This is a genomic window from Corallococcus sp. NCSPR001 (assembly GCF_017309135.1).
Taxonomy (GTDB): domain Bacteria; phylum Myxococcota; class Myxococcia; order Myxococcales; family Myxococcaceae; genus Corallococcus.
Genome location: NZ_JAFIMS010000002.1, coordinates 7,945,514 through 7,970,854, shown reverse-complemented (window position 1 = coordinate 7,970,854; position 25,341 = coordinate 7,945,514). Strand labels below are relative to the sequence as shown.

Genomic DNA, 25,341 nt, shown 5'->3' with positions numbered 1-25,341 from the left:
GCGCTCAAGGCACACAAAGCGGGTTGAGCGGGAGAGACATGCAGCCCGAAAGACAGGTCTTCGGATTCATCGTCCGGGGTGCCGTGGGGGAAGAGCGCCTCTTCGACGGCGTCGGCCGCGCGCTCGGGCTCCCTCCCGGCGGTGTGGCGCGCTTCGACGTGGATGGCCCCTCGGATGCGGCGGTGCTCGTCGAGACCGCGCTGCGGTCCAAGGGGTTCCGCACGGATGTGACCCTCTACGTGGATGCCTCGCGCACGGGTGGAGCCTCCGGGCTCACCTCGCTGGAGGTTGCCACCCGGGTCGCGGCGCTGCTGGGCGAGGAGGTCCTCGTCTCGCCTCCTGCGGACGACCCGGCGGTCGCCACCTCCTGGTTCCTCGTCACGCCCGACGGGAAGCGCTTCCGCGCCAACGAAGCCTCGCCCGGCCATGACGAGGACGAGGAAGACTCCGTCGAGATCGACCGGGCCTCCCTGCGTCCCCTGTAGGGGCGGGGCGCCCGCGTCACCAGGGGATGACGCCCTGGTCGTCCGAGTACGTGCCCGTGGGCCCGTCCGGACCGAGCAGCGCGAGCCGCACGGGGGCGCGCGCTGCCTGCTCGACGGTGCGGGTGCCCTCGAAGTTGTTGAGGTCCGTGGCGGTGTAGCCGGGGCATACGGCGTTCACCTTGATGCGGGTGGATTCCAGGTCCACCGCGAAGGCGAGCGTGATGGCGTTGAGCGCCGTCTTCGATGACGAATAGACCCCGTACATCGCGCGGTACGGGTTCGCCGGGTTCGAGTTGTTCGTGAGCGAGCCGACGCCGCTCGAGACATTGACGATGCGCCCCGCCGGGGATTCGCGCAGGAGCGGGAGCATCGCTTGCGTGACGGCGATGACCCCGAACACGTTCGTCTCGAACACCGCGCGGAACTCGTCCAGCGGCGCGACGGTGGCACGGCCCGCCTTCGCGCGCTCCGCCAGCGGCTGACCTGGCTTGACCGGCTCCCTGCCCGAACGGGCGATGCCCGCGTTGTTCACGAGCACATCCAGGCGACCCAGCTCCTGGCGGATGCGCTCCGCGGCGGCGGAGATCGACTTCGCGTCCGTGACGTCCAGCGCGAGCGCCCGGGCGTCACCGTCGATGGTCTTCGCCGCCGCCTCGCCACGGGCGAGGTCACGTGACCCGACGAGCACCGTGAAGCCGTGCGCGGCGAGGTCCCTGGCGATCTGCAGTCCGATACCCTTGTTGGCCCCGGTGACGAGGGCGACTTGTTTGTCGTTCATGCCCGGGGAAATACGGAGCCCGGGGGCCCGTGCGCTTGGCGGTTCTTGGCGGAAACTTCGCGCCAAGAATGTCCAAGCGAGGGCCGCCGAAGCTCCCTACACTGAGGAGATGCTCTCCATCGACGCGATCCCGGCTTCGGTCCCTGGCCTCCGGGCCGCGCGCTTGACGACCGACGAGCTCCGCGTCGGCATGAAGGAGTTCCACGCGGTCGTGCGCATCGAGCGTGGGCGCAGCGAGTGGTGGGTGCGGGGCAGGGTATGGACGGGCGGGCCCGGCACGATTCACCTGAAGCAGCCCGGCGACGTGTATCGCGACGTCGCGCACGATGGGCCGGTGACCTACCAGGCCGTCGCGCTGCCGGAGAGCGACCTCCAGCGCATCCGTGACGAAGGGAAGGTCGTCGCGCATCCCCACTTCAAGCCCGGCGACGAGCGGGGCCTTCTCTTCCAGCGTCTCCATGATGCGGTCGCCGCGGGCGCGGATCGCTTCACGCTGGAGGTCGCGGTGGCGGAGGCCGTGGAGGCGTTCACGGTCTTGAGGGGCGCCACGCCGGACCACACCCGGCCGGTGCGGCGGGCGATGGCGTACCTTCGCGAGCGCCTGGGGGAGGTCATCACGCTGGATGACCTCTCCACCCACGCCGGCTACGACAAGTTCCATCTGTGCCGCGCGTTCCGCGCACAGATTGGGATGCCGCCGCACGCGTACCTCACGCACCTGCGCATCGCGCGGGCGAAGGAGTTGCTCGAAAGCGGCCTCCGCGCGTCCGAGGTCGCGACGCGCGTCGGCTTCTACGACCAGAGCCAGCTCAACCGCCACTTCCGGCGCATCGTGGGAACGACGCCGGCACGGTTCGGCAACACGCGCGGGTGACCCTGGCGGCCGGGCCGCTGCCGGACATCCTCTGGCTCACCGGGGACGGACACCGCACCGCCGCGGGCATGGCGCCGCTCTTGTCGCGCCCCGGTGGCGAATCCATGTTTCCGCGCTGAACCCCTCCCTGTTTATCAGGCGGTGCCTGTTCGGAGCGTCGCTCGACTGTGTAGCGTTCCAATCTCAGCCTGAGGGAATTGCTCCATGCCGATGTCGCCGCGCTGGGCTGTGTCCGCTGTCCTGCTGATGGCTGGCTTCCTCGCTTGCGGAGCTCCCTCCGCGCCGGAGCCGGTTCACACGGACGCCGTCAACCTCATCCTCGGCGATGCGAGCTTCCAGGCGCGCTTCGGTCGGCTTCCGACGGAGGAGGATGACGAGGACCTGCGCATCCGCGTCCATCTGGAGCACGTGCTGGGATTGCTGCGGCAGCGGCGCCCGGAGGGACTCTCCGCCACTGCGCTCGCCGCCAGGACCCACCAGCTCGAGCGGCTCGAGGCCTACATCCGCCGGGGCGAGTTCCCCCGGAACGACGGCCATCCGGATGCACGGCGCCCCACCTTCATCGACTCGGCGGGACGCATCTGCGCGGTGGGCTTCCTGCTCGAGCAGGACCTTGGCCGGTCCGCCGCGGAGGCCATCGCCGCCGGGTACAAATACGCCTTCATCCGGGAGATCGACTCACCGCTGCTGAAGCGGTGGGCGGCCACCACGGGGCTGACGCGGGAGGAGCTGGAGCTCATCCAGCCCTCCTATAACGACACGCGTGAAGGAGATTACGGACCGTTCTTCGCCATGCTGGAGCAGGCCGATGGCCGCGGGAACGTGGCCATCGCTTCGGGTTTGCTGTTCGATGGCAGGGGGGATGGTGTCCCCGTGCGGCTCGATCTCTCCGTGAGCCATTTCTTCGGCCAGTTCATCTTCGAGGGGAAACACCGCCTGGGGTGGTACGCGGACGGCTCCGTGACGAAGCTCACGGGCGCAGCCAGGGCGGCCTCGGCCCTGAGCAACCTCGACGTGGGATTGGCGTGGGCCTGGAGCCCCTCCTTCGCGCGCTATGACGACTGGCTCGTGCTCAAGAGCGCGCTGCTCCTCCCCACCGGAGACGAGGACGCGTTGGGGGCGGGCCTCAATGCGAGCGTGGCGGCGCAGCGTCCGACGCAGGCCGTGCTGTTCCAGCCCGGGGCCCTGGGGGGAAGGGTGGGCCCATCCTTCCTGCACACGCTCTACGTCTGCGCGTGCGACGTCCGGTTGGACGTGGGGGTGGATGGGTATCTTCCCTTCCAGAGGGGATTCCAGCTCTCCCCTCGATGGGGGGCGGGGCTCGCCTACCGCCTCTCCTCTTTCGCCGCGACGTTGGAGGTCGCGGGGGCCCGGTACGCGCAGCGCGGCTCGGAGAGCGCCTTCCATCACTCCGTTGGGGGCTCGTTCCGATACGCCATGTCGCGCTACGGCTTCACCGCGCTGCAGCCAGGGGTGTACGTCTCGGTGCCACTGGAGGGGCGGCTCGCCAGGGCATTCGTTGGCATCGACCTGGTCCTGCGGGACTGAAGACCGGACCTAGGGGCGCGTGACGTGCACGAGGCTCGTCATCGCGTCCACGTAGAGGGTCGTGTCGTCGGCGTACAGGGGCAGCAGCGGGGTGACCGACACCTGATTGAGCTTCGTCCTGCGGACCTGCTGCGTGGCCGGGTCCTTGAACACGGCGTAGGGGACATCCTGGATGACGTAGGGCTCGCCGTTCACGTGGCCGATGATCATCAGGACATGGCCGGGGACGACGACGAGGTCGCCCACCTCCGCCTGCTCCAGCGCGCGCATCCGGTCGGCGTGTGAGTCCTTCGCCGTGAAGAGGCGGTGATTCAGCGCCGCGCTCCTGCCCTGCATCCCGGAGTTGGGCGGCAGGAGGAGCCCCATGCTTCGGTACACCTCGCTGGTCAGGCCGCTGCAATCGCGCGCATTGAACTGGTGCCCCCAGCCGTAGCGCTCGCCGAGGAACTTGAAGGACTGGCGGAGGATGTTGGCGCGCGTCAGCGGCAGATAGCCCGGCGCGGTGTCGGCGGTCCGGCGGAGCAGGGCGCTCTTGAAGGCCAGGGAGCCGTCCTCTTCGCGCACCGGCAGTCGCACCGGCCAGGAGGCATAGCTGCTGGCGCCGTTGACGGGCTCGCCGGGCGCCACGTCGGCATGTGGCAGCGCGACCCCCATGTCGAGATCGAGCTCGGACACCCCCGGCGCCTCCGGCGTGAAGACCGTGCGCACCTGGTCCCCCGTGACGACGCGCCCGGGCGCTTTCGCCACGTAGGAGAACACCGCGTCCGCCGTGCCCTCCGCGATGTCGCCGCGCTTCACCCACGCGGGGCCCTGCGTCGTCTGGACGAACAGCCACTGCTGGTCCGCGCTCTGGTGCGCGATGACGACCGGCTCACCCGGGAACAGGATGCCGGCCTGGAGGCTTTCGTAGTCGCGGGAGTCCTCCGAAGCGAAGAACCGCCGGTCGGACGGCAGCGCCCGCAGGTGCGTGCGCCGCACGCTGAGCCCGTAGCGCGCGGTGGCGCTTTCAGGAATGTGCTCGGCCGCCGCGTTCTGGCGGAGCCCGTCGAGCACCGCCTCCGTCACCGGCTGGCCCTGTTCGTCGATGGCCGCCTCGATGGGCGTCCGCTGCGCGGCCCTGACCCAGTCGGAGACCTGTGCCCGCGTCAGCGTGGCCGGGATGCCCTTCAGGTCGATCAGGCCGCCCTCCGGACCGAACGCGCGCAGGCGCTTCGCCGCCACCTGCCCGGCATCGAGCAGCACGGCATCGGGAGACGGCGCGCGGCGGATCCAGAACCCGGGCGTCAGCATGTCTTCGCTGAACGCGGGCACCCCGGACGGAGACACCGCGAGCGCGGACGGCGTGGCGCAGGCGGTGAGGCTGGCCGCGGCCCCCATCACCGCGAGCGAGAGGGCCCGCATCCGCCACGGATGAAGAGAAGGGAAGGACAGGCGGCTCATGGGGGCTGCTCCCGCTTGAAGGTCGGTTGCTCTGCTTCCGGAAGAACGAACTCCCGGTGGGGGCTATTTCGCACGAGCCCGCGTCGCCGGTGCTCTGGGGCGGCGCGCGCGGCACGCTATGCTGTCTCACCCATCCCATGGCCTCTTCCCGGAAATCCCCTGGTTTCGTCCGCGGCCTCGTGTTGCCCGCGCTGCTGCTCTTCCCCCTGCCGCTGTTCGGGCTCTGGTTCGCCGGTCATGCCTCCGACCGCTTCGATGCGCAGGTGCTCGAAGTCATCGAGAAGCAGATGGGACGGGACACGACGCTGAGCGAGGCCGACCGTCAGGAGTCGCTCGCGTTCTATCGCGAGGTCCCCGCGTCGGCGGCCTGTCGGAGCGACGGCGAGGAGCTGGCGAGCTACCGCGACGGGCTGGGCGAGGCGTGCTCGGACGCGAAGCAGTTCGGATGGGCGTACCGGGTCTCCTGGGCCCTGCTGGCGCTCGGGCTGGGCTCCGCGGGGGTCGCGCTCCTGTGTGGCCTGGCCGCGTTCATCTCGCGTCCCTTCCAGTACGGCAGCTTCGTGGTGGGCTGGCACGTGCTGCGCATCACCAGCGCGCTCCAGGTGGTGGGGCAGGGCGTGCTGCTCGTGTGGCTCTCCTACTGGGTGACCGCCCTCTGGGCCAATCGCTACTACCCGAAGCTCATCGGCATCATGGGCCTGCTGGCGGCGGCGGCCATCTTCCTGGTGGTGGTGGCCATCTTCAGCCGCCCGCCCATGGACTTCGACGTGGAGGCGGAGGAGGTGCCCGAAGCGCGCGCCCCGGAGCTGTGGGCCTGCGTGCGCCGGCTGTGCGAGCGGCTCCAGACCCCGCCGCCCGACCACATCCTCGCGGGCATCGACACCAACTTCTTCGTCACCGAGAACGACGTGCGCGTGGACGGGAAGGTCCTCTCCGGCCGCACGCTCTTCGTGAGCCTGTCCCTGCTGCGCCTGCTGGAGCGCTCCGAGGCGGAGGCCGTCCTGGCGCACGAGATGGGGCACCTGCTGGGCGGCGACACGGGGCACGGCAAGCGGCTGTCGCCCATGCTCTCGCACTTCGGCCACTACCTGGAGACGCTGTACGAGGGCGGCGTCACGCGCCCCATCTTCTATTTCATGGCGGCCTACCGCGCCCTGTTCGAGCTGTCGCTGGGCCGCAGCCGCCGCGCCAGTGAGCTCGCGGCGGACCGGCTGGCGGCGGGTGTCACGTCGGGGCAGGACATCGCCCGCTCGCTGGTGAAGGTGGGCGCGTACTCGAGCTTCCGGGACCGCGTGGAGGCGAAGCTCTTCGCCCAGGACCAGCAGCACCAGACGGTGGCCATCTCCCAGCGGGTCGCGCACGGCTTCTCCGAGTACGCCCAGTCCGAGGTGGTGCACGACGACCTGCAGGGCGCCGTGACGCCCCATCCGTTCGACTCGCACCCGCCGCTGGGCGCGCGCATGGAGAACGTGGGCGTCCAGTTGAAGCCCGCGGACATGGCGCAGGTGCTGCTGGAGCCCGTGCAGTCCTCGTGGGTGGAGGCCTTCGAGGACGCGGAGGCCATCGAGGCGCGGCTGTGGGGCGCCTACGAGGCGCGCTTCTCCCAGGCCCATGACCTGGCGCTCGCGTGCCGCTACGAGCCGTCCACGGACGAGGAGCGGCAGCACGTGGAGAGGTTCTTCCCGGCGCTCGTCTTCGAGGGCAAGGAGGCCGGCTACGAAGTCCAGATGGACTACGCGCGGGTGCGCTGCTCGGAATGGGAACAGCCCATCGAGTTCGAGCGGATCGCCAACGCCACCACCTCCGAGCGCCTGTTCAAGAAGTACCTGGACCTGGAGGTCACCGGGGAGGGGCGCTTCCTGGGCCGGCACTCCATCTGCCTGAGCAAGCTGCGGGAGCAGGACGCGCTGCTGGGGGCCTTCCAGCGCTACCTGGGCCGGCACCGGCTCATGACGGAGCACCGCTCGAGCTCGCAGGCCGCTTGAGTGGGCCTGCCGCCCGCGGCCATCACGCCGCGGGCGGGCGGGTGCGGAAGAGAAGCCCGGCCACCAGCTCGAACCAGGTGCCGGCGGGAAGCCGCGTCCCCGCGACGTCCGCATCCGCGCGCAGCGTGCCGCTGCTGAGCTTGTCCCCGAGCAGGACCACCCGTGTGCCGCCCGCCAGGGGGAACCCGTCCACGTCGTGGTCGCGGGCCAGCATGCCGCTCACTCCGGGGGAGGAGATGGGATCCTCGACCGTGACCTCGTGGAAGGGAGCCAGCGGGATGCCGTCGACGACCAGGGGCTCCGCCGGTGTGAATCTCAGCGGGCGTCCGGTCCGGGGATTGAGGGCGAGGTCCGTGCCCCCGGCGCACGCGATGCCATCCACGATCGCGCGTTCGGCCAGGGTGACGTACTGGATGCGGCCCTCGCCGGAGATGTAGACGGACGTGCCCGCCCGCGCCACGAAGCCTCCCTCGCAGCGCGCGTCGTCATGCACGGTCACGACGCCAGGGGTGCCGGTGCTCGCGTAGACCTGCTTGACGTCCACCAGGCCTTCGATGCCCGGCACGCGCACGTTCTTCGGCGCCTGCCGCGACGCGAGCTCATCGAAGGTGGGCAGGTCACTCGGACGCAGGCCCTCCGCGACGCGTTGCAGGAGCTCGTCGTAGGAGGCCGCGACGTAGCGGGTATCGCCGTACGTCTCGCTCATGTGGAGGTAGAAGATGGCGCCCACGCCCTTCTTCAGCGCGTCCTCGACGTCGAGGTACCAGGCGCCGCCGCCCCCATCCCTGGCGAAGGGGACGAGCGCGGCGGGCAGCTCTTCGCTCTCATCTCCATACCTGTCGATGTTGAGGCGCGTGCGCGGACCCTCGGTGCTGCGCCCCTGGGCCAGGTCTTCCAGGAGCCTGGCGGGAAAGCGTGGGTCGATCATGGCCAGGCAGCTTCCGCCTCCATCGCGCCGCGCGGCAAGCGCCCCGGCCCGGGGCCCATGCAGGGCCGGGACGGGGCAACGCTTCCGTGGAGGCGCCACGGCGCGAAGCGCGGGTGATGACCGCTGTTCGGGCCCTGGTGATGGCGGTCACCAGTTCCGCGGCACCTGCTGGGGCGTCGTGTTCGCCAAGCCCTTGGAATCACGGGTCACACCGTCCGGCCAGGGCCCGGCATGCCGGGTGCAGTAGGGGGAAGCGTCGCTGTACTGCTCCCCCTTCGAAGCACTTCCGAGGTTCCCGCCATGGCCCGTCGCATCGGTTCGTCCCTGCCCCGCACCTCCAGCCTCCCGACCTCCACGGTGTCCCAGCCCAAGCCGCCGCCGCGCGCGTCGACGCTCCCCGCCTCGACGACGGCCACGAAGCCCACGGCGACGAAGCCCACGGCGACGACGCCCGCGGTGACGACGCCCGCGAACACGGCGGCGGCCACGAAGCCCACGGCGACGACGCCCTCCGCGAACACGGCGACGCCGCCGAAGCACGCGGCGGCTCCCGAGGGCCAGCCCTCCTACAGCCCCTGGGAGCTGACCTCGGGCACCTCGGACATGTCGGTGAGCGGCGGTGACAACAAGCTCACGGCGCCCGCGGGCGCGAAGCAGAACATGCTGCTCGACAAGCCGGGCCGGCCCTTCGAGAAGGACACCTTCGGCGGTGGCCGGCTGAGCGGCAACGTGGGCTCCATGCAGGCCTCCACCACCAGCCACAGCGGCGGTGGCGTGCACCACTACTCGGCCCAGGCCGAAGTGCAGGGCCCCAACGCCTCCTACGGCTGGCAGAAGTCGCACGCGGGCCGGATGGGCGTGTCGAGCGCGCAGGTCACCGGCGAGGCCAACAGCTTCAAGGCGCAGGCCCAGGCTGGCGTGTCGGCCGACACGAACTCCCACGCCTACACCGCCGCGCTGACGGCCAAGGCGGAGACGGGTGTGGGCGTCACGGCGAGCGCGAACCACGACTTCAACCAGCACGTGGGCGGCTACGTGAAGGGTGAGGCGAAGGCCGGCGCCTCCGCCTACGCCGAGGGCGTGGCCACGCTCGACCCGAGGGCGGCCACGGCGATGGTCTCCGGTCAGGTGGGCGCTGGCGCCACGGCGGGCGTGTACGGCACGGCGGGCGGGCACGTGGGCCGGGTGCACGGCTCGGTCACCGCCGGCGCGGTGGCGGGCGCGTCGGCCCAGGCGGGCGGCAAATTCGGCATCGAGAACGGCTTCCTCAAGCACTCGGCGGACGTGAACACGGCCATGGGCGTGGGCACCCACGTGAAGTCGGACGTGGCGGTCGACCTGCGTCACCACATCAAGCCGGGCATCGCCTCGGGCCTGCGCCCGGCCCTCGGCAGCGCCATGGCCGTGCCGGCGCCGGCCATCGCCATCGAGCCCGAGAAGTCGGGCATCGAGAAGCTCTTCTCCAAGGCCTTCGGCAGGGAGTGACCTGCCGGCCGTCGGGTTGCGCCTCGTGAACCGCTTCAGGCGCTGGACGTCTCGCGCGTCCAGCGCCTGCTTCAGGTCCGGTCCTCCGACAAACGCTAGTTACAGGGCGCGCCGCAGGTGCCCGCCCCGCGCGCCTGACATGCCGCGGTGTTGATGCAGAACAGGCCATCCCCCGTGCAGCACCCGAGCAGGCGCGAGGGCTCGTCCGGGGTCTCGTCCGGAACCGCGCTGCTGGGGCCGGTCGAGACGAGCACGGCCTCCTCGTTCGTCACGACCTCGCTCGGGGCGAGCCGAGAGGAAACAGCCATTCCCACCACGAAGGCAAAACTCAGGGCAACTCCGGAGACAAGCGTCCGCAGCATCCGATGCTCCTTGGGTTGAGAGGCGTTGGGGATGGTACTCCCAGTGCGTCCCGCAATCCAAGACGCGCTTCGGTGGTCTGTGAGGGATTGTCAGTCCGGGCGCGCCGCCTGCCGGACCGAGTACTCGGTGCCCGAGCGGAACGGGACCGTCATCGACGCGAAGCCGTTGCGCGGGTCGCGCACCCAGCGGACGTAGTCGCGGTAGTCCGCCTTGAAGACACCGACGTTGTCGGTCACCACCACGGCGCCCGGACGCATGGCTGGGGCGACGAGCTGGAGCACGTCGAGCGCCCGCAGGGGGAACCCGTCGTTGAGCATGAAGTCCACATCCCCGAGGCCCTCCCGCAGCGTCTGGGTCGCGTCCCCCACGCGAATCTCCACGAAGGATGCGAGCCCTGCCTCTTCCAGGTGCGCCTGCGCGCGCCGCGCCTTCTCCGGCAAGAGCTCGGTGCCAATGACGCGGCCACCGCCGTTGTCGCGCACCGCCGCCGCCAGCCACAGCGTCGAGACGCCAAAGGACGTGCCGAACTCGACGACGGTCGTGGCCCGGAGCGCTCGCGCCGTCAGGTAGCAGAAGGCGCCCTGGGCGCGATCAATCGAGAGGTACTTGTCAGCGAAGGCGTGCTCCGTGCCCGGCTTGTCGATGGGGCGGCCGAGGAGCATCCGCGGCAGCTGTGGCAGGAGGTGGAGGAGGACGCCTGGGACCTGGCGGTCCGCCTCGCCGTGGAGGCGGCGCAGCACGGCGCGCACCCGTTCGTCGGGCAGGATGGTCAGGGGATCCCAGGCATGGAAGACGGACTCGGCGGCGCCTGAAGGCGCGGTGGAAGGCGATGGCATGCGCGAGACCATAGGGAGCCGCGCCCCTGGCCGCATTGCGCAGCCTGGACAACTTGTTTATCAAAACGGCCATGGCGGCGAAGCGGCGGAACTCGAAGGCGGCAAGGCCCGTGGATCCGGCGAGCTGGACGTTTGGCGGAGACGTCCAGGTGGCGAACGGGCCTCCTGGCGCGGTGTCGCCGCACGAGTCGCTCGGAGGCCGGTTCGTGCTGGACTCGCGTGGGCGCCTGAAGACCACGGTCGAGCGGCCCGTGAACGCGATCGGGGTCCGCATGGCGCGCGGTGAGGCCGAGAGCCAACCCCACGCGCACCGCGAATCACAGCTCATGTACCTGGTGCGCGGAGAGATGCTTTGCGAAGCGTCGAACGCGCTCTGGATCGTCCCGCCTCAGTCCGCGCTGTGGATCCCCGGCTCCGTGACGCATCGGATCCGGGCTCGCGCGCCGCTCGAAGGCTACAGCGTCTTCCTCAAGCCGCGCGCGGCGCCGAACCTCCCGAAGGATTGCTGCGCGGTGTCGGTGACGCCGCTCTTCCGCGAGCTCCTGCTGCGCCTGGCGACGCGTCCCACGCTCTACGACCTCAAGGGGCCGGACGCGCGTCTGGTGACGGTGCTCCTCGACGAGCTCGCGACGGTCTCCATCGAGAAGCACCGCCTGCCGATGCCGGACGATCCCCGGCTGCGGCGTCTGGTGGACGCGATGGCCGCCGAGCCGGCGATTGGCGTGACGACGAAGACGTGGGCGAAGCGGATCGGCGTCAGCGAGCGCACGTTGAACCGCGTGCTCGTCGAGGAGACGGGCTTGAGCTTCGGCCGCTGGCGCCAGCAGCTCCACATCATCCTGGCCATCCAGAAGCTCTCCCGGGGCGCCGCCGTGCAGAGCGTGGCGCTGGACCTGGGCTACGAGAGCGCGAGCAGCTTCGTGACCATGTTCCGCAAGGCGCTCGGAACGTCACCCGCGCGGTACATGGCGAGCCGCCTGGCCACGCCCGTGCCGAAGCCGTAGCCGCGCGCCCCCCGCCGTGGTAACCCGGCCGCAGCCACTTGACGCTCCGATGGCGGTGCGACGTTTCGTCGCGACCGTAGGGTGTCCTCGGGTGGCATTCGCCGGCTGGCGCCTCCCGGGTCATGACCCCGTTGTTCCTGGAGGCTCCCCATGTCCCCGTCCGAACTGCCCGTCCTCGAGTTCATCCTCACGAACTACAAGAACTTCAACGCCCGCGCGACGCGCGACGCGCTCCTGTCCTACTGGGAGCATGTGTCGGGCGGCGGCCGGATGTTCTGGAGCGTCGCGGGCGCGATGTCGTCCGCGCAGCTCGGTATCACGCTCGCGCCCGCCATCCGCGCGGGATTGATTCACGGCCTGTCGGTGACGGGCGCCAACCTGGAGGAGTCGCTCTTCCGGCTCGTCGCGCACACGGCGTACAAGGACTTCCCCGAGTACCGCTACATGACCAAGCAGGATGACACGCGCATCCTGGACCAGCGGATGCGCCGGGTCACCGACACGAGCATCCCCGAGGACGAGGCGTTCCGCGCGGTGGAGAAGATCGTCGTCCCCATGTGGAAGAACGCCTCCGCGAAGGGCGAGCGCCGCTTCTGGCACGAGTACTTCTACGAGCTCATCCAGGTGCTGGAGCCCTCGGCGTACGAAGGAGACCCGGAGGCCTGCTGGCTGATGGAGGCGGCGCGGCGCAAGCTGCCCATCGTCGTCCCGGGCTACGAGGACTCGACGTTCGGCAACATCTTCGCGTCCTACGTGAAGACGGGCGACTGCAACGCGAGCATCGTCAAGTCCGGCATCGAGTACATGGCCGACTTCTACGACCGCTACGAGGAGCTGTCCGCGGGCCAGGGCGTGGGCTTCTTCCAGATTGGCGGCGGCATCGCCGGTGACTTCCCCATCTGTGTCGTGCCGTCCACGAAGTACGACCTGCAGAAGCCCGTGAAGCCGTGGGCCTACTTCTGCCAGATCAGCGACTCGACGACGTCCTACGGCTCGTACTCGGGCGCCACGCCCAACGAAAAGATCACCTGGGACAAGCTGACGGAGACGACGCCGATGTTCGTCATCGAGTCGGACGCCACCATCGTCGCCCCGCTCATGCTCCGCGCGCTGCTCGAGTGCCAGGCCAGGCCGGAGGCGGCGAACGCGCTCATCGCCCGCCACCGGCGCTAGTCACGCGCGGCCGGAGGCAGGGCCCCCAAACGCATGGGGCCCTGCCAGGGTTTCATCCGGCGCCTTGCTCAGAAGCGGGCGAGGAAGGCGTCGGTGACGCCAGCGCTGGGATTGCCGCCGAGGCTTCCGCCGGTCTGCCCGGCGACGTAGGCGTTGCCGGCGGCGTCCACGGCCACGCCGCGGGCGATGTCCTGGCGCGAGGTGCCCAGGAGCCGGGAGCCCAGCTTCGTGCCGAGCGCGTCGTAGCGGGTGAGGAAGGCATCGGAGAGGCCCGCGGACGGGATGCCGTCGAGCCCGGAGGTGTAGCCGACCACCTGCACGACGTTGTCCGGGCTGACGGCGACGCCGAACGCGTAGTCGGGCTGCCCGCCTCCGAGCATGCGGCTCCAGTCGCGGTTGCCGGCGCTGTCGTAGCGGGCGAGCAGCACGTCGATGGTGCCGTTGTTGGTGTTGCCGTCCAGGCTGCCGAACGTCTCGCCAGCGACGTAGACGCCGCCGTCAGGGCCCACGGCGACGCCCTTGGCGTCATCCAGCTCGCCCGCGTCAATCTGCCGGACCCACTGCTGGACGCCGAGGATGTTGAGCTTGAGCAGGAAGATGTCGCTGTTCACCGCCGGGGTGGTGCCGTCGAGGCTGCCGGAGGTGTTCCCGACGATGTAGACCTCGTGGGTCGGCGTGACGGCGATGCTTCGCGCCACGTCGCTCGCGGAGGTGCCGTACTGCTGGAGCCAGTACGGATTGCCCGCCGTGTCATAGAGCCCGGCGATGATGTCATAGTTGTTGGGATTGCCGCCGTTGGCGAAGCTGCCGCCGGTGTAACCGGTGAAGTAGAGCGTGTCGTCCGCGCCCACGGCGATGCCGGTGGCGAAGTCATCCATCTGCGTGCCGTTCTGACGCAACCACAGCCGGTTGCCGGCGGCGTCGTACTTGGCGATGAAGAAGTCGAAGCCGCCCGCATTGGAATAGAAGTCGAAGCCGCCGAAGGTGATGCCGGCGACGTAGGCGTTGCCGTCCGCGTCGGTGGCCACGGCGGTGGCGCGGTCCGCCCCGGGGGTGCCCAACTGGTGGACCCACTGGAGGTTGCCGGCGGTGTCGTACCGGGCAATGAACGCATCCTGCCCCCCGGCCTTCGGGTCGGCACCGAGCTGGCTGGTCGTCTGACCCACCACGTAGACGCTCGCGCCCGACACGGCCACGGCGTTGGCCTGCTCATCCAGGTTGGCGCCGAGCTGGGCCACCCAGGAGGGGGACGGAACCTGGGCCGCGGCGACGGAGGGGAGACCCGCGGCGCCGACGACGCCCGCGAACCCAAACATGCTCAAGAGAAGGTGTTTCATCACGAGCTCCAATTTCTCAGTGGGGGGAACAGCGCCGTGGCGTCAGGAAGGGAAGTCTGACGTCACGGCACTCTTGCAAGACCACGAGAAACGGGTGCGCGGGAAGATGGGTACTGAAAGACACGCATGTGGCCGTGTCTGACTCACGCCTGGCGAAGGGTGCCGCCGGGTTGCTCCGGCGGCACGGGCTCAGGTCGCGTCCTGCGTTACTTCGCGGCGCCCGACTTCCTGCGACGGCGCAGGAAGCTGATGCCGAAGGCGATCGCCAGCCAGCTCGCGCTGGAGGCGGGGGCCGCGGAGCATCCCCCCTCCTCCTGCGGCACCTGGGGCGCGGGGCGGGAGATCGTGAAGGACGTCGACACAGAGGGGCTCGGGGTGCCCATGGCATCCACCGCGCTGACGACCAACGTGTGGCTTCCCGAAGAGAGCGCCAGGGTGAGCGCGAAGCGCCAGGTGCCGTCGCTGTTCACAGGCGTGCTCCCGATGACGTTGCCATCGATGGAGGCGGTGACCGTGCTGCCAGGATCGGCCGTGCCGGAGATGACGGAGGGGGCGCTATTCAGCACGGCACCATTGGCGGGCGTCAGCACCACCGGAGCAGCCGGTGCCGCGAAGACCACGCTGAAGGTGTGAGCGGCGGAGGTCTGGCTGGTATTGCCAGCCGTGTCCTTCGCCTGGGCCGTGACGGAGTGCGTCCCCTGGACCAGCGCGGTGCTCGGCGTGAAGCTCCAGTTCCCCGACGCATCGGCCGTGACCTCGAAGGACGTCCCGTCGATGGAGAGGATGACCGTGCTGCCGGCCTCGGCCGTGCCGGAGATGACAGGGGTGGCGGTATTCACCAAGGCACCCTCGGCCGGCGTCGCCACCACCGGTGCAGCCGGCGCCAAGGAGTCCACGCTGAAGGCGCGGGGGGCGGAGGCCTGACTGGTATTGCCAGCCGTGTCCTTCGCCTGGGCCGTGACGGAATGCGCTCCCTGGGCCAGCGCGGTGCCCGGCGTGAAGCTCCAGTTCCCCGACCCATCGGCCACGACTTCCACGGCCGTCCCATCGACGGAGAGGATGACCGTGCTGCCGGCCTCGGCCGTGCCGGAGATGACCGGCGTCGCGGTATTCAGCAGGGCGCCATTGGCAGGCGTCACCACCACCGGTGCATCCGGCGCCACGGAGTCCACGCTGAAGGCGCGGGTAGCGGAGGTCTGACTGGTATTGCCGGCCGCGTCCCTCGCCTGAGCCGTGAAGGAGTGGGCTCCCTGGGTGAGCGCGGTGCCCGGCGTGAAGCTCCAGTTCCCCGACCCATTGGCCGTGACCTCGAATGACGTCCCATCAATGGAGAGGGTGACCCTGCTGCTGGCCTCGGCCGTGCCGGAGAAGACGGGCGTCGCGGTGGTCACCACGGCACCACTGGCCGGCGTCACCACCACCGGTGTGGCGGGCGCCACGGAGTCCACGCTGAAGGAGCGGGTGGCGGAGGTCTGACTGGCATTGCCGGCCGCATCCGTCGCCCGGGCCGTCATGGAGTGCGCTCCCTGGGCCAGCGCGGTGCCCGGCGTGAAGCTCCAGTTCCCCGTCCCATCGACCACCGCCGCGGATGACTGGCCATCGATGGAGAGGGTGACCGTGCTGCCGGGCTCGGTCGTGCCGGAGATGAAGGGGGTAGCGGTGTTCACCAAGGCACCCTGGGCGGGCGTCGCCACCACCGGTGCGTTCGGCGCCACCGAGTCCACGCTGAAGGCGCGGGCGGCGGAGACCTGACTGGTATTGCCGGCCGCATCCCTCGCCTGAGCCGTGAAGGAGTGGGCTCCCTGGGCCAGCGCGGTGCTCGGCCTGACGCTCCAGCTCCCCGCGCCATTGGCCGTGGTGTTGAAAGGCGTTACCCCATCCAGGAGGAGGGACACCGCGCTGTTGGCCTCGGCCGTGCCGGAGAGGACCGGCGTCGCGGTGGTCACCACGGCGCCACTGGCCGGCGTCACCACCACCGGTGCGTCAGGCGCCACGGAGTCCACGCGGAAGGATCGGGAAGGGGCGTCAGGGCTGGTATTGCCCTCCGCATCCGTCGTGCGGGCCGAGAGGGTGTGCGTCCCCTGGGCCAGCGCGGCGCTCGGCGTGAAGGTCCAGTTTCCCTGGGCGTTGGTCTCGGTGGTCCCCACCGCCACTCCATCCAGGAGGACGGTCACCGTGGTGTGGGCCTCGGCCGTGCCGGAGATGGCGGGGGTCACGGTGGTGAGCAGGGCGCCATCGGCGGGCGTCACCACCACCGGGGCCAGCAGCAGCGCCCCCTGCACGTGGACCACGCGCCCACCGGGACTGCCGTTCGTGATGACCGTGAGGAAGTAGTAGCCCGCCGGAACCGCGGGCACGGTGGCCGTCACCGAGGTGTCCGAGTAGTTCCCACGGGACATCCTCGTCAGGGCCCCGCCCTCCACGGCCATCAGGCCGAGCAGCGGGACGTTGGTGGCGGAACTCTGCGTGTTCCCGCCGCTGGCCTCCGAAACGCCACGGAAGCCCGTGCCCGTCAGCTGGATGCTGGAGCCCGGCCTCGAGTCCGGAGCCTGGAACGCGGGCCGCCACGCATAGGGGGCGCCCGTGTCGTCATACACCTCCGCGGTGGCGAGCGAACCGTCTGCATTCGCGCCTCCGGTGACGAGCACCTGGCCATCCGGCAGCAGCGCCGCCGCATGGCCACTCCGGGGCATGCTCATGGACGGGCCGCTGGAAATCCAGCCGGAGAGCTCGGTCGCATACACCTCCGTGGCGGCGACAGGACCGCTGTCGTTCACGCCGCCCGTGACCACCACGTTGCCCGAGGGCAGCAGGGTCGCCGTGGCGGCGGTGCGCCCCGTGGACATGGAGCCGGTCAAGGCCCAGGTGCCCCGGGCGGGATCGTACTCCTCCGCGCGCAGCACGTAGTCGCCGTCGCCGGCTCCCCCGATGACGAGCACCTTGCCACTGGGCAGCAGCGCCGCCGTGTGGCCGTGGCGATAGATGTTCAGGCCGCCTGTCGCGGTCCAGGTGCCCGTCGCGGGGTCATACAGCTCCGCGGAGTACAAGGAGGCACCGGACTGGTTGCCGCCAGCCACGAGCACCTTGCCGTTGGGCAGCAGCGTCGCGGTGTGACGATCCCGGCTGTACGCCATGGGGCCCGTGGAGGTCCACGTGCCCGTCGCCGGGTCATACACCTCACCACGGGGCAGAAGGCCGCTGCTGTTGGAGCCGCCGGCCACGAGCACCCGTCCATCCCGCAGCAGCGTCGCCGTGTGCCCTTCCCGAGGCGAAAACAGGGCGCCCGTCGAAGCCCAGGCACCCGTCGCCGGGTCATACACTTCGGCGCTGGCCAGCGTGCCGTCGGCGTTGGCGCCGCCGCTGACGAGCACCTTGCCATGGGGCAGCAGCGTCGCCGTGTGCCGGGTGCGAGCCGTGGCCAGCGAGCCCGTGGGCGTCCAGGCGGACGTCGCGGGGGCAAACACCTCGGAGGTGGCGAGCATGCCGTCGGCGTTGGCGCCACCGCTGACGAGCACCTTGCCATTGGGCAGCATCGTCGCCGTGTGGCCGGAGCGGGCCGTGGCCGCGACCGTGGAAGCCCAGGTCCCCGTCCCGGGGGCGTACAGGTCCACGCTGCGCTGGGATTGACGGCCCCCGTTCTCTCCGCCCGCGATGAGCACGTTGCCCGAGGGCAGCAGGGTCGCCGTGGCCTGGTAGCGCGCCGTGCTCAGGGCGCCGGTGGTCGTCCAGGTGCCCGTCGCGGGGTCGTACTCCTCCATGACGGCGCTACCGTAGCCGCCCGTGATCAGCACCCTGCCTGAAGGCAGCAGGGTCGCCGTAGGGCTGTCGTGCGTGGTGGCGAGGGAGCCGGTCGAGGCCCAGGTGCCCGTCGCGGGGTCATACAGCTCGGCGCTGCCCCCACCGCTGCCAGCGAGGAGCACCTTGCCGTCGGGCAGCAGCGTCGCCGTGTGGCCGCTCCGGGCGGAGGCCATCGCGCCAGTGGCGGACCAGGTGCCCGTCGCGGGGTCATACACGCTCGCGCTGGCCAGGATGGCATCGCCGTTATAGCCGCCGGCCACGAGCACCTTGCCATTGGGCAGCAGGGTCGCCGTGTGGGCGCCCCGGGCCGCGGGCAGCGCGCCAGTGGCGGACCAGGTGCCCGTCGCGGGGTCGTACAGCTCCGCCTGGGTCAGGCGGTTGCTGCCTTGCTGGCCACCGGCGATGAGCACCTTGCCCGAGGGCAGCAGCGTCGCGGTGTGATCCCGGCGGGCGCTGAGCATGGAGCCCGCGTTCGTCCAGGTGCCCGTCGCGGGGTCATAGAGCTCCGCGCTGGCGATGCCGCTGCTGATGGAGGTGCTGGCGCCTCCCGCGACGAGCACCTTGCCATTGGGCAGCAGGGTCGCTGTGTGGGCCTGCCGGACCCCGGCCATCGCGCCAGTGGAAGCCCAGGTGCCCGTCGCGGGGTCGAAGACCTCCGTGCTGGCGGTCCCGTTGCCGAGGATGTCCCCGCCTCCCGCGACGAGCAGCTTGCCCGAAGGGAGCAGCGTCGCTGTGTGCCTGGAGCGCAGCGCCGCCATGGTGCGCAGGGCCCTCAGGCTCACCGCCTTCACCCCGCCATTCCCTCCCACCCGCTCCAGGGCCTGTCCTTGCTGGGAGGGCCGCGCCAGGGATTCCTCGGTGGAAGGCGCCGCGGGACTGCAGTGAAGCCACAGCAGGCCCAACAACAGGGGCCAGAGCCTGGCCCGGAAAGAGGGCGGGGACGGGAAACGGCTGTCGCGAAACATGTGTAGGAGGCTCCTGAAACCGGCGGGGGGACGCCTTGGCCCATCCCCAGCCGTCGGCCGCAGCCTACGCTAATGGCAGACCTCCGGGTAGGAGGCCGCTACTGACCGGATGAGAGGCAGGTCGCGGGCTCGAGGTAGAAGGCCTCCCACGCACCCGTGTCCGTGGGATTGCAGATGCCCACGTTGCCGCCGTTGCCGCTCTGGATGGGGGCGCCGGGGGTGTTCTCCTTCCAGTTGCGCGCGGTGCCAGTCGTTGATTCGAAGCCATAGCGATCGCGGCCGCCGAAGACGCCGCATGCGTGGCGGGTGAACGCCTCCGCCGTGCCGAGCGAGGCGTTCACGGTGAGCTGATCCGCGACCACCGCCAGGTACGCGCCGCTCGTCCCCTTGAGCTTGTATTTCGCGCCGCTGGTGACGAGCTCGAAGACTTCGCCGCTGGTCTGCGTCGTGCCCAGGGCGGCCACCTTGCCCGCGCCATCGACGGTGAGCCACTTGTCGGTGCGCTCGCTCTGGATGCGGAAGCAGCCCGCGCTGCCGCTGGCCTCGGTGTGGCAGGTCGCATCGCAGCCATCGCCCGGCTGGGTGTTGCCATCGTCGCACTGCTCGCCGCTCTCGACCGTGCCATTGCCGCACACGGGGCCGGTGCCGCTGCCCGGGCAGGCCACCGGTTCAAGGTAGAAGCCCTCCCAGGCTCCGCCATCCGCCGCATTGCAGGCGCCGCCATTGCCGCCGTCACCGCTCTGGATGGGGCCGCCCGTCGTGGTCTCCTTCCAATGGGGCGCGCTCCCCACGGAGGCCTGGAAGCCGACGCGCGTGCGCCCGCCGTAGCCGCAGGCAATCCGGGTGAACGACTCCCCGCTGGTGAAGTTGGCTCCCATCGTGAGCTGGTTCGCCACCACTGTCATGAACGCGTCGCCGGAGCCCTTGAGCTTGTATTGGGTTCCGTTCGGAACGAGCTGGAAGATCTGCCCGCCCGCCTGCGTCGTGCTGCTGGCGACGACCTTGCCCGCGGTGTCGACGGTGAGCCACTTGTCGGAGCGCTCGCTCTGGATCTGATAGCAGCTCCCGCCCGAGGTCTCGGCGAACAGGGCGGTGTAGGTGGCCGCGCTGCCAGGCGTGGTGAAGGTATGGGATTGCGCGCCGCCGTCGGACCATGACGAGAACGCCCAGAACTTCCCGTTCGCATACTGCGGCGACTCCACGCCCACGGAGCGGATGACCCCGACCACGCCCGTCGTCTCGTGCGGCGCCGGGAACGGCCGCCCGTCCATCAACACCTGAAGCCCGCTCGGCACGCTGGTCACCGTGAGCGGGACCGTGACGGGGTGGACGTCGCGATATGTCGTGTGGGTGAGGCCAATCGAGTCGCGCACCGTGAGCCGCACGCGATACCAGACGTTGGCGGAGCTCTCGCCGATGTTCGGGATGGGCCAGCTCCCGCTCGCGACGCCGACGGTATCAGCCATGGCCGGGTGCGTGTGGGTGTCGTGGTGGAAGGTGATGTTCCAGGTCATCGCGCTCGGCGGCAGCGCGCCATCCTCCAGGTCGCTGGCCGAGCCGGAGAACGTCAGGTTCGTGGCCGCGGTGTACGTCGCGCCCGTGGCCGGCGTGACGATGGTGGCCACCGGCGGCTTGTTGGACGTCACCGTCAGCACGGCCTCGGCGCTGGTGGCCGAGCCCAGCCCGTTGGTCACGACCACGCGGAAGCGCGCGCCGCTGTCGGAGAGCTGCGTGGCGGTCAGCTCATAGGCCGGCGAGGTCGCGCCGGGGATGTCCACGCCGTTGCGCTGCCACCGGTAGGCGAGGGGAGGCTCGCCGCTCGCGGACACCGTGAAGGCCGCCGGGTCGCCAACGGAGACCAACGTGCTCGCCGGCTGCTGCGCGATGCTCGGCGGCAACGAGGCCGTGTAGGCGATGCGGCCCACCTGGCCCGAGCCGCGCGCCAGGTAATAGAGCGCGCCATCCGGCCCGACATCCAGGTCCACGGGCCCCGGGGTGGCCGTCGCGAACAGTGAATGCGCACCGGTGTTCGGGTCGATGCGTGAAATCCAGTTGTTGGTGTAGTCCGCGAAGAAGTACTGGCCGACGTACGCGCTGGGAAACGCCGTGACGGGGGGATTGTAGAAGGCACCGCCCGCGATGCAGTTGCCGGCGGCCGTGCCGGAGCCATGCGGGTACGCGAAGAACGGCTGCGTGAGCTCCGGGCGGTTGGTGAAATAGCCCTCCGTCATCGGCCAGCCGTAGTTGGCGCCGGCCTGGCCGCGGTTGATCTCCTCCCAGCCGCCTTCGCCCACGTCGTTGATGAACAGGATTCCCGTGCCGGGTTGTACGTCGAAGGTGAAGGGGTTGCGCAGCCCCATCGCCCAGGTCGCCTTGGCGAGCCCGGTGGCGGCCGCATAGAAGGGATTGTCCGTGGGGATGCTGCCGTCCGGGTTGAAGCGCAAGAGCTTGCCGAGCGGCGTGTTCAGGCTCTGCGAGTTGGACGAGACCGCGTTCTCTCCGACGGAGACATAGAGCTTGCCGTCGAGTCCGAAGCGAACCGCGCCGCCGTTGTGGTTGGCGGCGTCCAGCGTCGGAAAGTCGGCCAGCACGAGCTCGCTTCCGGGAACCACGACATTGCCGTTCGCGGTGAAGCGGCTGACCCGGTTGTGGATGCTGCCCGCGACCGACGTGTAATAGACATACAGGTAGTGGTTGCTGTCGAAGTTGGGGTCGAACGCCACGCCCATCAGCCCACGCTCGTTGTCGGTATCCACGGCGAGCGTCATGAACGGAGTCGCCAGCAGCTGGCCGTTCACGACGACCCGCAGCGAGCCATTCTTCTCCGAGATGAACAGCCGCCCGTCGGGCGCGAAGGTCATGGTCGTGGGGCCCTGGAGGCCACTGACGAAGACCGAGTCGGCGAAGTTGGGCTCTTGAATGACCGCGCCCGCTCGCGCGACCGCCAGCTCCGGCGGCGACTCCGTCGAGCAGCCCACGAGGAGGCCAAAGACCGCGCACATGACGAAGAGCGGTAGGGGGGACTCCGCTCGGACACTCATTCCTGGCATCGCTGCTGCTCCCGGTCGAACGTAGGTTGGTTTTTCCAGGTTTACACTGAAGGCCTGTTCGACTGGGGCCGATTCAGCAATTCGGCAATGGATTCTCCCTCCCATCGTCATGAGTGCATCGCATCTCGCGGCATGCCTCGGGGGGAGGCTCACATGGATGGAATCTCTCGTTTCCAATCGGCTCTGAATGGTGTCCGGGTGTCTTCGGGCCCGGACACCGCTGCGCAGCCAGCGACGTCGCAGGACTCCACCGCCGAGCGCATGCTCCGGGAGCTGTTCTCCCGCAGCAGCTTCGAGCCGCAGTCCCGCCCCTCGGCGTCCACGACCTCCAGGGCCCTGCCCGAGCCCACGCCTCCTCCGGACGTCTCCAATGCATCCGTCGAGGATTGGCAGGCCTGGTGCGAGCAGTTCAGGGGCAACGCCGACGCCGAGCTCACCCGCAAGCGTGGCACCACCCTGCCGGACATCGCCGCCGACCAGGTCATGCATGGCTCCCGCTCGCCCGTGTATCCCGCGGGCCGCTCCACGGTGCCCGGCAACGAGAACGTCCCCGCCTTCTTCCAGGACTTCCCCGCCACCGGCGAGCGGCAGATGCAGCTCTACGCCTTCTGCCGTCCGCCTCCGGGCCAGACCTTGAACCCTTCGGACCGTAACCAGTGGGTGTCCTTCGAGGTGCATGGCGACATCTGCAAGGCCTACTCGGACGACACCTTCACGAACGGCCGCCAGGGCACCAACTCCCTCCTGGGCTACCCCAACTCCGGCCTCGAGGACGCGGTGCGCACCCGCCCGCCCTTCCTCGATGATCCGATGGTGAAGGCGTTCCGCGACGACCGGGTCGCCGCCGGCAAGCCCGACCGGGTGCCCTTCCAGGAGTTCCAGAACGGCTACCTCGCGGACCTCGGTGGCAAGGTGCAGGCCTTCTCCAAGGACGGACAGCGCCTGGGCACCGCGTGGCCCGGCGGGGACATGACCGCGCGCCCGACGCAGGACCCGGGGGGCGTCCAGCAGCCCACGGGCCCCTACGGCACCACGGGCCCGCTGAACGGAGACACCTCCTTCGGCAACGCGACGGTGCGGATGGGCACCTCCGCGAGTCACGGCGGCGCTGTCACCAGCCTCTTCTACGGAGGCAAGGAGTACATCAACAACAAGGACCACGGCCGGCAGATGCAGGTGGCCTACTCCCTGGACGGCTACGACGAGGCCCTGATGCCCACCGAGGCGGGGAGCAACCGGAACGGCTCGAAGCCCATCTCCACGACGCAGGTGATTGGCTACGGCGCGGAGCCCGGCCGCATGAGCAGCACCGTGCATCCCGCCTACTGGCTGGAGCCGGGAGAGGAGGCGGGCCCGTACAACAGCGTCACCCACGCCGTGAACGAGACCCTGGTTTCAGCGGACACCCTCACCAAGGACATCACCGTCGGCGTGGGCGGTCACGACAACGTCATCCAGTACGACAGCCACATCCACCTCGCCGCCCCTCACGACAAGGCCTACGTCGAGGCCCCCACCGCCTACCTCAACGGCGAGTTCGAGAAGCACTACCGCTTCGACCCCGCGACGGGTGAGACGCGCGAGTACGACCGGATCCACTCGGAGCCCCCGAAGCCCCCGGAGGAGAGGAAGGGCTTCCCGGACGAGGGGGGCAACGTGCCGCTCATCGTCGCCACGAACGAGGGCGATCGCGCCATGGCCATCTGGTCGCCGGACGAGGAACGGCCGGACCTCCAGTACCGCCTGCACCAGTTCGACCTCGACGACCCCACGGACGACTGCACCAAGCTCGGCGTCACCTTCGGCATGACGGGCGGCGTGCCGGAGGACATCAAGACGCGGAGCTACGTCATCGTCGGCACCGTGGAAGAGGTGAAGGCCCGGCTCGCGGAGCTGTACAGTCAGAACCCCACCGGCGTGGAGCGCAAGTGGCCGGAGGACGTTCGCGGAGGTTGATTCGACAGGCCCGGGCCGCTGGCATCGAAGAACACCATGTTGGTTTCGAGGTGGGGCGTCCTCAGCCAGGATGCCTGGAATTCGCGCGAGGCCGCCGGCCAGTTTCTGGGCGTTCGCGTGGTCCTCGGCCTGGCGCATCGCCCCGCCGAAGACGTGCTTGTAGCGCCGTGCCTGGGCAATGAAGTCCTTGCTGCCAGCGAGTATCGCCACGATGGGAGCGCCCAGGCCCTTGGTGAAGTCGACCCAGAGGGTGTCGACCTGGGCCGCGAACCGGGCGGCTGAAACGCCGCTGGCGACGCATGCATTGAACAGGCGTGCTCCATCCATGTGGACCGCGAGCCCTTGTTCGACGCACACCCGCCTGGCGATAGGCCCGTAAGGCGAGGGCACGGTCTTCACGCGCGCCAGGGCCTGCCGCAGTTCGTCCGCGGTGAGGATGCCTCGCTCCGTCGGAATCCTTTCCACCAGCACGTCAGAGCTGAAGGCAACGCCTCCCGATTCCGCCCGGATGATGTGGGCCATCCCGTCCGCGATGACCGCGTCCGCTGGCCGGGTGTGGACCTTGATGGCGACGAAGTTGCGCATCGTCCCCCCGGGAACCAGAGCGCAGCCTCCTTGCCCAGGAGCGCCGCGACGCGCTCTTGCAGCAGGTTCACCGTGGGATCTTCGCCATGCTGCTCGTCGCCGACCTCGGCGCTCGCGACGGCCTGGCGCATGGCCGGAGTCGGCTTGCTCTCCGTATCACTGGACAGCGGGATGAGGCGCGAAGGGAGGGGCAGGTTCATGTGTTCTCTCTGCCTCCCCTTGGCGAGGGGTGTCTTGAACGTTCCTTGCCTGCGGCCCGCCATCCTGGCGAAGGCGCCAGGCGTGATGCTGGTGATGCGCTTGAAGTGTCGCGTCAGATGACTCTGGTCCGGGAACCCGGCGAGCGCCGTGACCTCCACCAGCGGCATCCCGAGGCGGATGAAGTGTTTGGCCCGCTCCACCCGCGGCGCGATGAGATACGCGTGCGGAGCAAGCCCGGTGGCGGCGCTGAATGAACGGATCACCTGGGTCTCGGAGACTCCCGATTCGGCAGCCAGCTCCGAGATGCGGATGTTCTCCGAGAACCTGTCGTGAAGGGATTGTCTGACCCGCGAGACGGTTCGTGGGTCATGCAAGCGCCTGGAGCCCGCGGGGGCAGCGGTATGGCGCGTGAACAGCTCGCGCAGGAACAGGAGTGTGCGGCTCTCCCGCTCCAGCAGGTCCTCGGCGCCTTGCGAGGCTCGGTGGGGGGCTTCGAATCGCCGGTACAGCGAGCGGTCCAGCAACACGTGGCCATCGAAGGAGGGGGCTC

General features: G+C 69.8%; 18 protein-coding genes. 9 read left to right on the top strand and 9 right to left on the bottom strand.

Features of this window, described 5'->3' with window-relative positions:
* Positions 1–38 precede the first annotated feature (38 nt).
* A complete protein-coding gene (locus tag JYJ93_RS33910; RefSeq protein WP_206798663.1) occupies positions 39–485 on the top strand; it encodes a hypothetical protein in 447 nt (148 codons plus the stop codon).
* 16 nt (positions 486–501) lie between these two features.
* Here the strand turns inward: JYJ93_RS33910 and JYJ93_RS33905 are convergent, their stop codons facing one another.
* Positions 502–1,263, bottom strand: a complete 762-nt coding sequence (locus JYJ93_RS33905) for an SDR family oxidoreductase (RefSeq protein ID WP_206798662.1) — start codon at positions 1,261–1,263, stop codon at positions 502–504.
* Between the two features lie 109 nt (positions 1,264–1,372).
* Between JYJ93_RS33905 and JYJ93_RS33900 the strand changes: the two genes are divergently transcribed.
* Positions 1,373–2,137 (top strand): AraC family transcriptional regulator, encoded by a 765-nt coding sequence (locus JYJ93_RS33900; RefSeq protein WP_206798661.1) that lies wholly within the window; start codon positions 1,373–1,375, stop codon positions 2,135–2,137.
* Positions 2,138–2,341: 204 nt separating this feature from the next.
* The gene (locus tag JYJ93_RS33895) at positions 2,342–3,685 is read left to right on the top strand and encodes a hypothetical protein (protein ID WP_206798660.1); all 1,344 of its coding nucleotides are present in this window, start codon (positions 2,342–2,344) and stop codon (positions 3,683–3,685) included.
* A 9-nt stretch (positions 3,686–3,694) separates the two neighbouring features.
* On the opposite strand, the gene JYJ93_RS33890 is transcribed toward JYJ93_RS33895, so the two are convergent.
* Positions 3,695–5,125, bottom strand: coding sequence for an SH3 domain-containing protein (locus JYJ93_RS33890; protein ID WP_242544028.1), 1,431 nt, complete (start codon positions 5,123–5,125; stop codon positions 3,695–3,697).
* A 137-nt stretch (positions 5,126–5,262) separates the two neighbouring features.
* On the opposite strand from JYJ93_RS33890, the gene JYJ93_RS33885 reads away from it, so the two are divergent.
* Positions 5,263–7,110, top strand: a complete 1,848-nt coding sequence (locus JYJ93_RS33885; RefSeq protein WP_206798659.1) for a M48 family metallopeptidase — start codon at positions 5,263–5,265, stop codon at positions 7,108–7,110.
* Positions 7,111–7,132: 22 nt separating this feature from the next.
* On the opposite strand, the gene JYJ93_RS33880 is transcribed toward JYJ93_RS33885, so the two are convergent.
* Positions 7,133–8,038, bottom strand: a complete 906-nt coding sequence (locus tag JYJ93_RS33880) for an SMI1/KNR4 family protein (RefSeq protein ID WP_206798658.1) — start codon at positions 8,036–8,038, stop codon at positions 7,133–7,135.
* 300 nt (positions 8,039–8,338) lie between these two features.
* On the opposite strand from JYJ93_RS33880, the gene JYJ93_RS33875 reads away from it, so the two are divergent.
* Positions 8,339–9,523 carry a hypothetical protein gene (locus JYJ93_RS33875; RefSeq protein WP_206798657.1) on the top strand — a complete coding sequence of 395 codons (1,185 nt, stop codon included), beginning with the start codon at positions 8,339–8,341 and terminating at the stop codon, positions 9,521–9,523.
* 95 nt (positions 9,524–9,618) lie between these two features.
* Here the strand turns inward: JYJ93_RS33875 and JYJ93_RS33870 are convergent, their stop codons facing one another.
* Entirely contained in the window at positions 9,619–9,831 is a 213-nt protein-coding gene (locus JYJ93_RS33870) for a hypothetical protein (protein WP_206798656.1), read from the bottom strand.
* 144 nt (positions 9,832–9,975) lie between these two features.
* The gene (locus JYJ93_RS33865; protein ID WP_206798655.1) at positions 9,976–10,722 is read right to left on the bottom strand and encodes a class I SAM-dependent methyltransferase; all 747 of its coding nucleotides are present in this window, start codon (positions 10,720–10,722) and stop codon (positions 9,976–9,978) included.
* A gap of 71 nt (positions 10,723–10,793) precedes the next feature.
* Here JYJ93_RS33865 and JYJ93_RS33860 point away from each other — a divergent pair, with 71 nt between their 5' ends.
* Positions 10,794–11,726 (top strand): helix-turn-helix transcriptional regulator, encoded by a 933-nt coding sequence (locus JYJ93_RS33860; RefSeq protein WP_242544027.1) that lies wholly within the window; start codon positions 10,794–10,796, stop codon positions 11,724–11,726.
* A 150-nt stretch (positions 11,727–11,876) separates the two neighbouring features.
* The gene (locus JYJ93_RS33855; RefSeq protein WP_206798654.1) at positions 11,877–12,899 is read left to right on the top strand and encodes a deoxyhypusine synthase family protein; all 1,023 of its coding nucleotides are present in this window, start codon (positions 11,877–11,879) and stop codon (positions 12,897–12,899) included.
* Positions 12,900–12,967: 68 nt separating this feature from the next.
* Here JYJ93_RS33855 and JYJ93_RS33850 read toward each other — a convergent pair whose 3' ends face one another.
* The 3 genes from JYJ93_RS33850 to JYJ93_RS33840 form a co-directional block, all read right to left on the bottom strand.
* Positions 12,968–14,236, bottom strand: a complete 1,269-nt coding sequence (locus tag JYJ93_RS33850; RefSeq protein ID WP_242544026.1) for an SBBP repeat-containing protein — start codon at positions 14,234–14,236, stop codon at positions 12,968–12,970.
* 206 nt (positions 14,237–14,442) lie between these two features.
* The gene (locus JYJ93_RS33845) at positions 14,443–18,825 is read right to left on the bottom strand and encodes an Ig-like domain-containing protein (protein ID WP_206798653.1); all 4,383 of its coding nucleotides are present in this window, start codon (positions 18,823–18,825) and stop codon (positions 14,443–14,445) included.
* Positions 18,826–19,097: 272 nt separating this feature from the next.
* Positions 19,098–22,049: a PQQ-dependent sugar dehydrogenase gene (locus tag JYJ93_RS33840; protein ID WP_206798652.1), complete on the bottom strand. Its 2,952-nt coding sequence runs from the start codon at positions 22,047–22,049 to the stop codon at positions 19,098–19,100.
* A gap of 198 nt (positions 22,050–22,247) precedes the next feature.
* On the opposite strand from JYJ93_RS33840, the gene JYJ93_RS40365 reads away from it, so the two are divergent.
* Together JYJ93_RS40365 and JYJ93_RS40360 are read left to right on the top strand one after the other, a co-directional pair.
* A complete protein-coding gene (locus JYJ93_RS40365; RefSeq protein WP_242544024.1) occupies positions 22,248–24,005 on the top strand; it encodes a hypothetical protein in 1,758 nt (585 codons plus the stop codon).
* 36 nt (positions 24,006–24,041) lie between these two features.
* Positions 24,042–24,287 carry a hypothetical protein gene (locus JYJ93_RS40360; protein WP_242544023.1) on the top strand — a complete coding sequence of 82 codons (246 nt, stop codon included), beginning with the start codon at positions 24,042–24,044 and terminating at the stop codon, positions 24,285–24,287.
* 113 nt (positions 24,288–24,400) lie between these two features.
* Here the strand turns inward: JYJ93_RS40360 and JYJ93_RS33830 are convergent, their stop codons facing one another.
* On the bottom strand, positions 24,401–25,318 hold the full coding sequence (locus JYJ93_RS33830) for a helix-turn-helix domain-containing protein (RefSeq protein ID WP_269013093.1): 918 nt from the start codon (positions 25,316–25,318) through the stop codon (positions 24,401–24,403).
* Positions 25,319–25,341 lie beyond the last annotated feature (23 nt).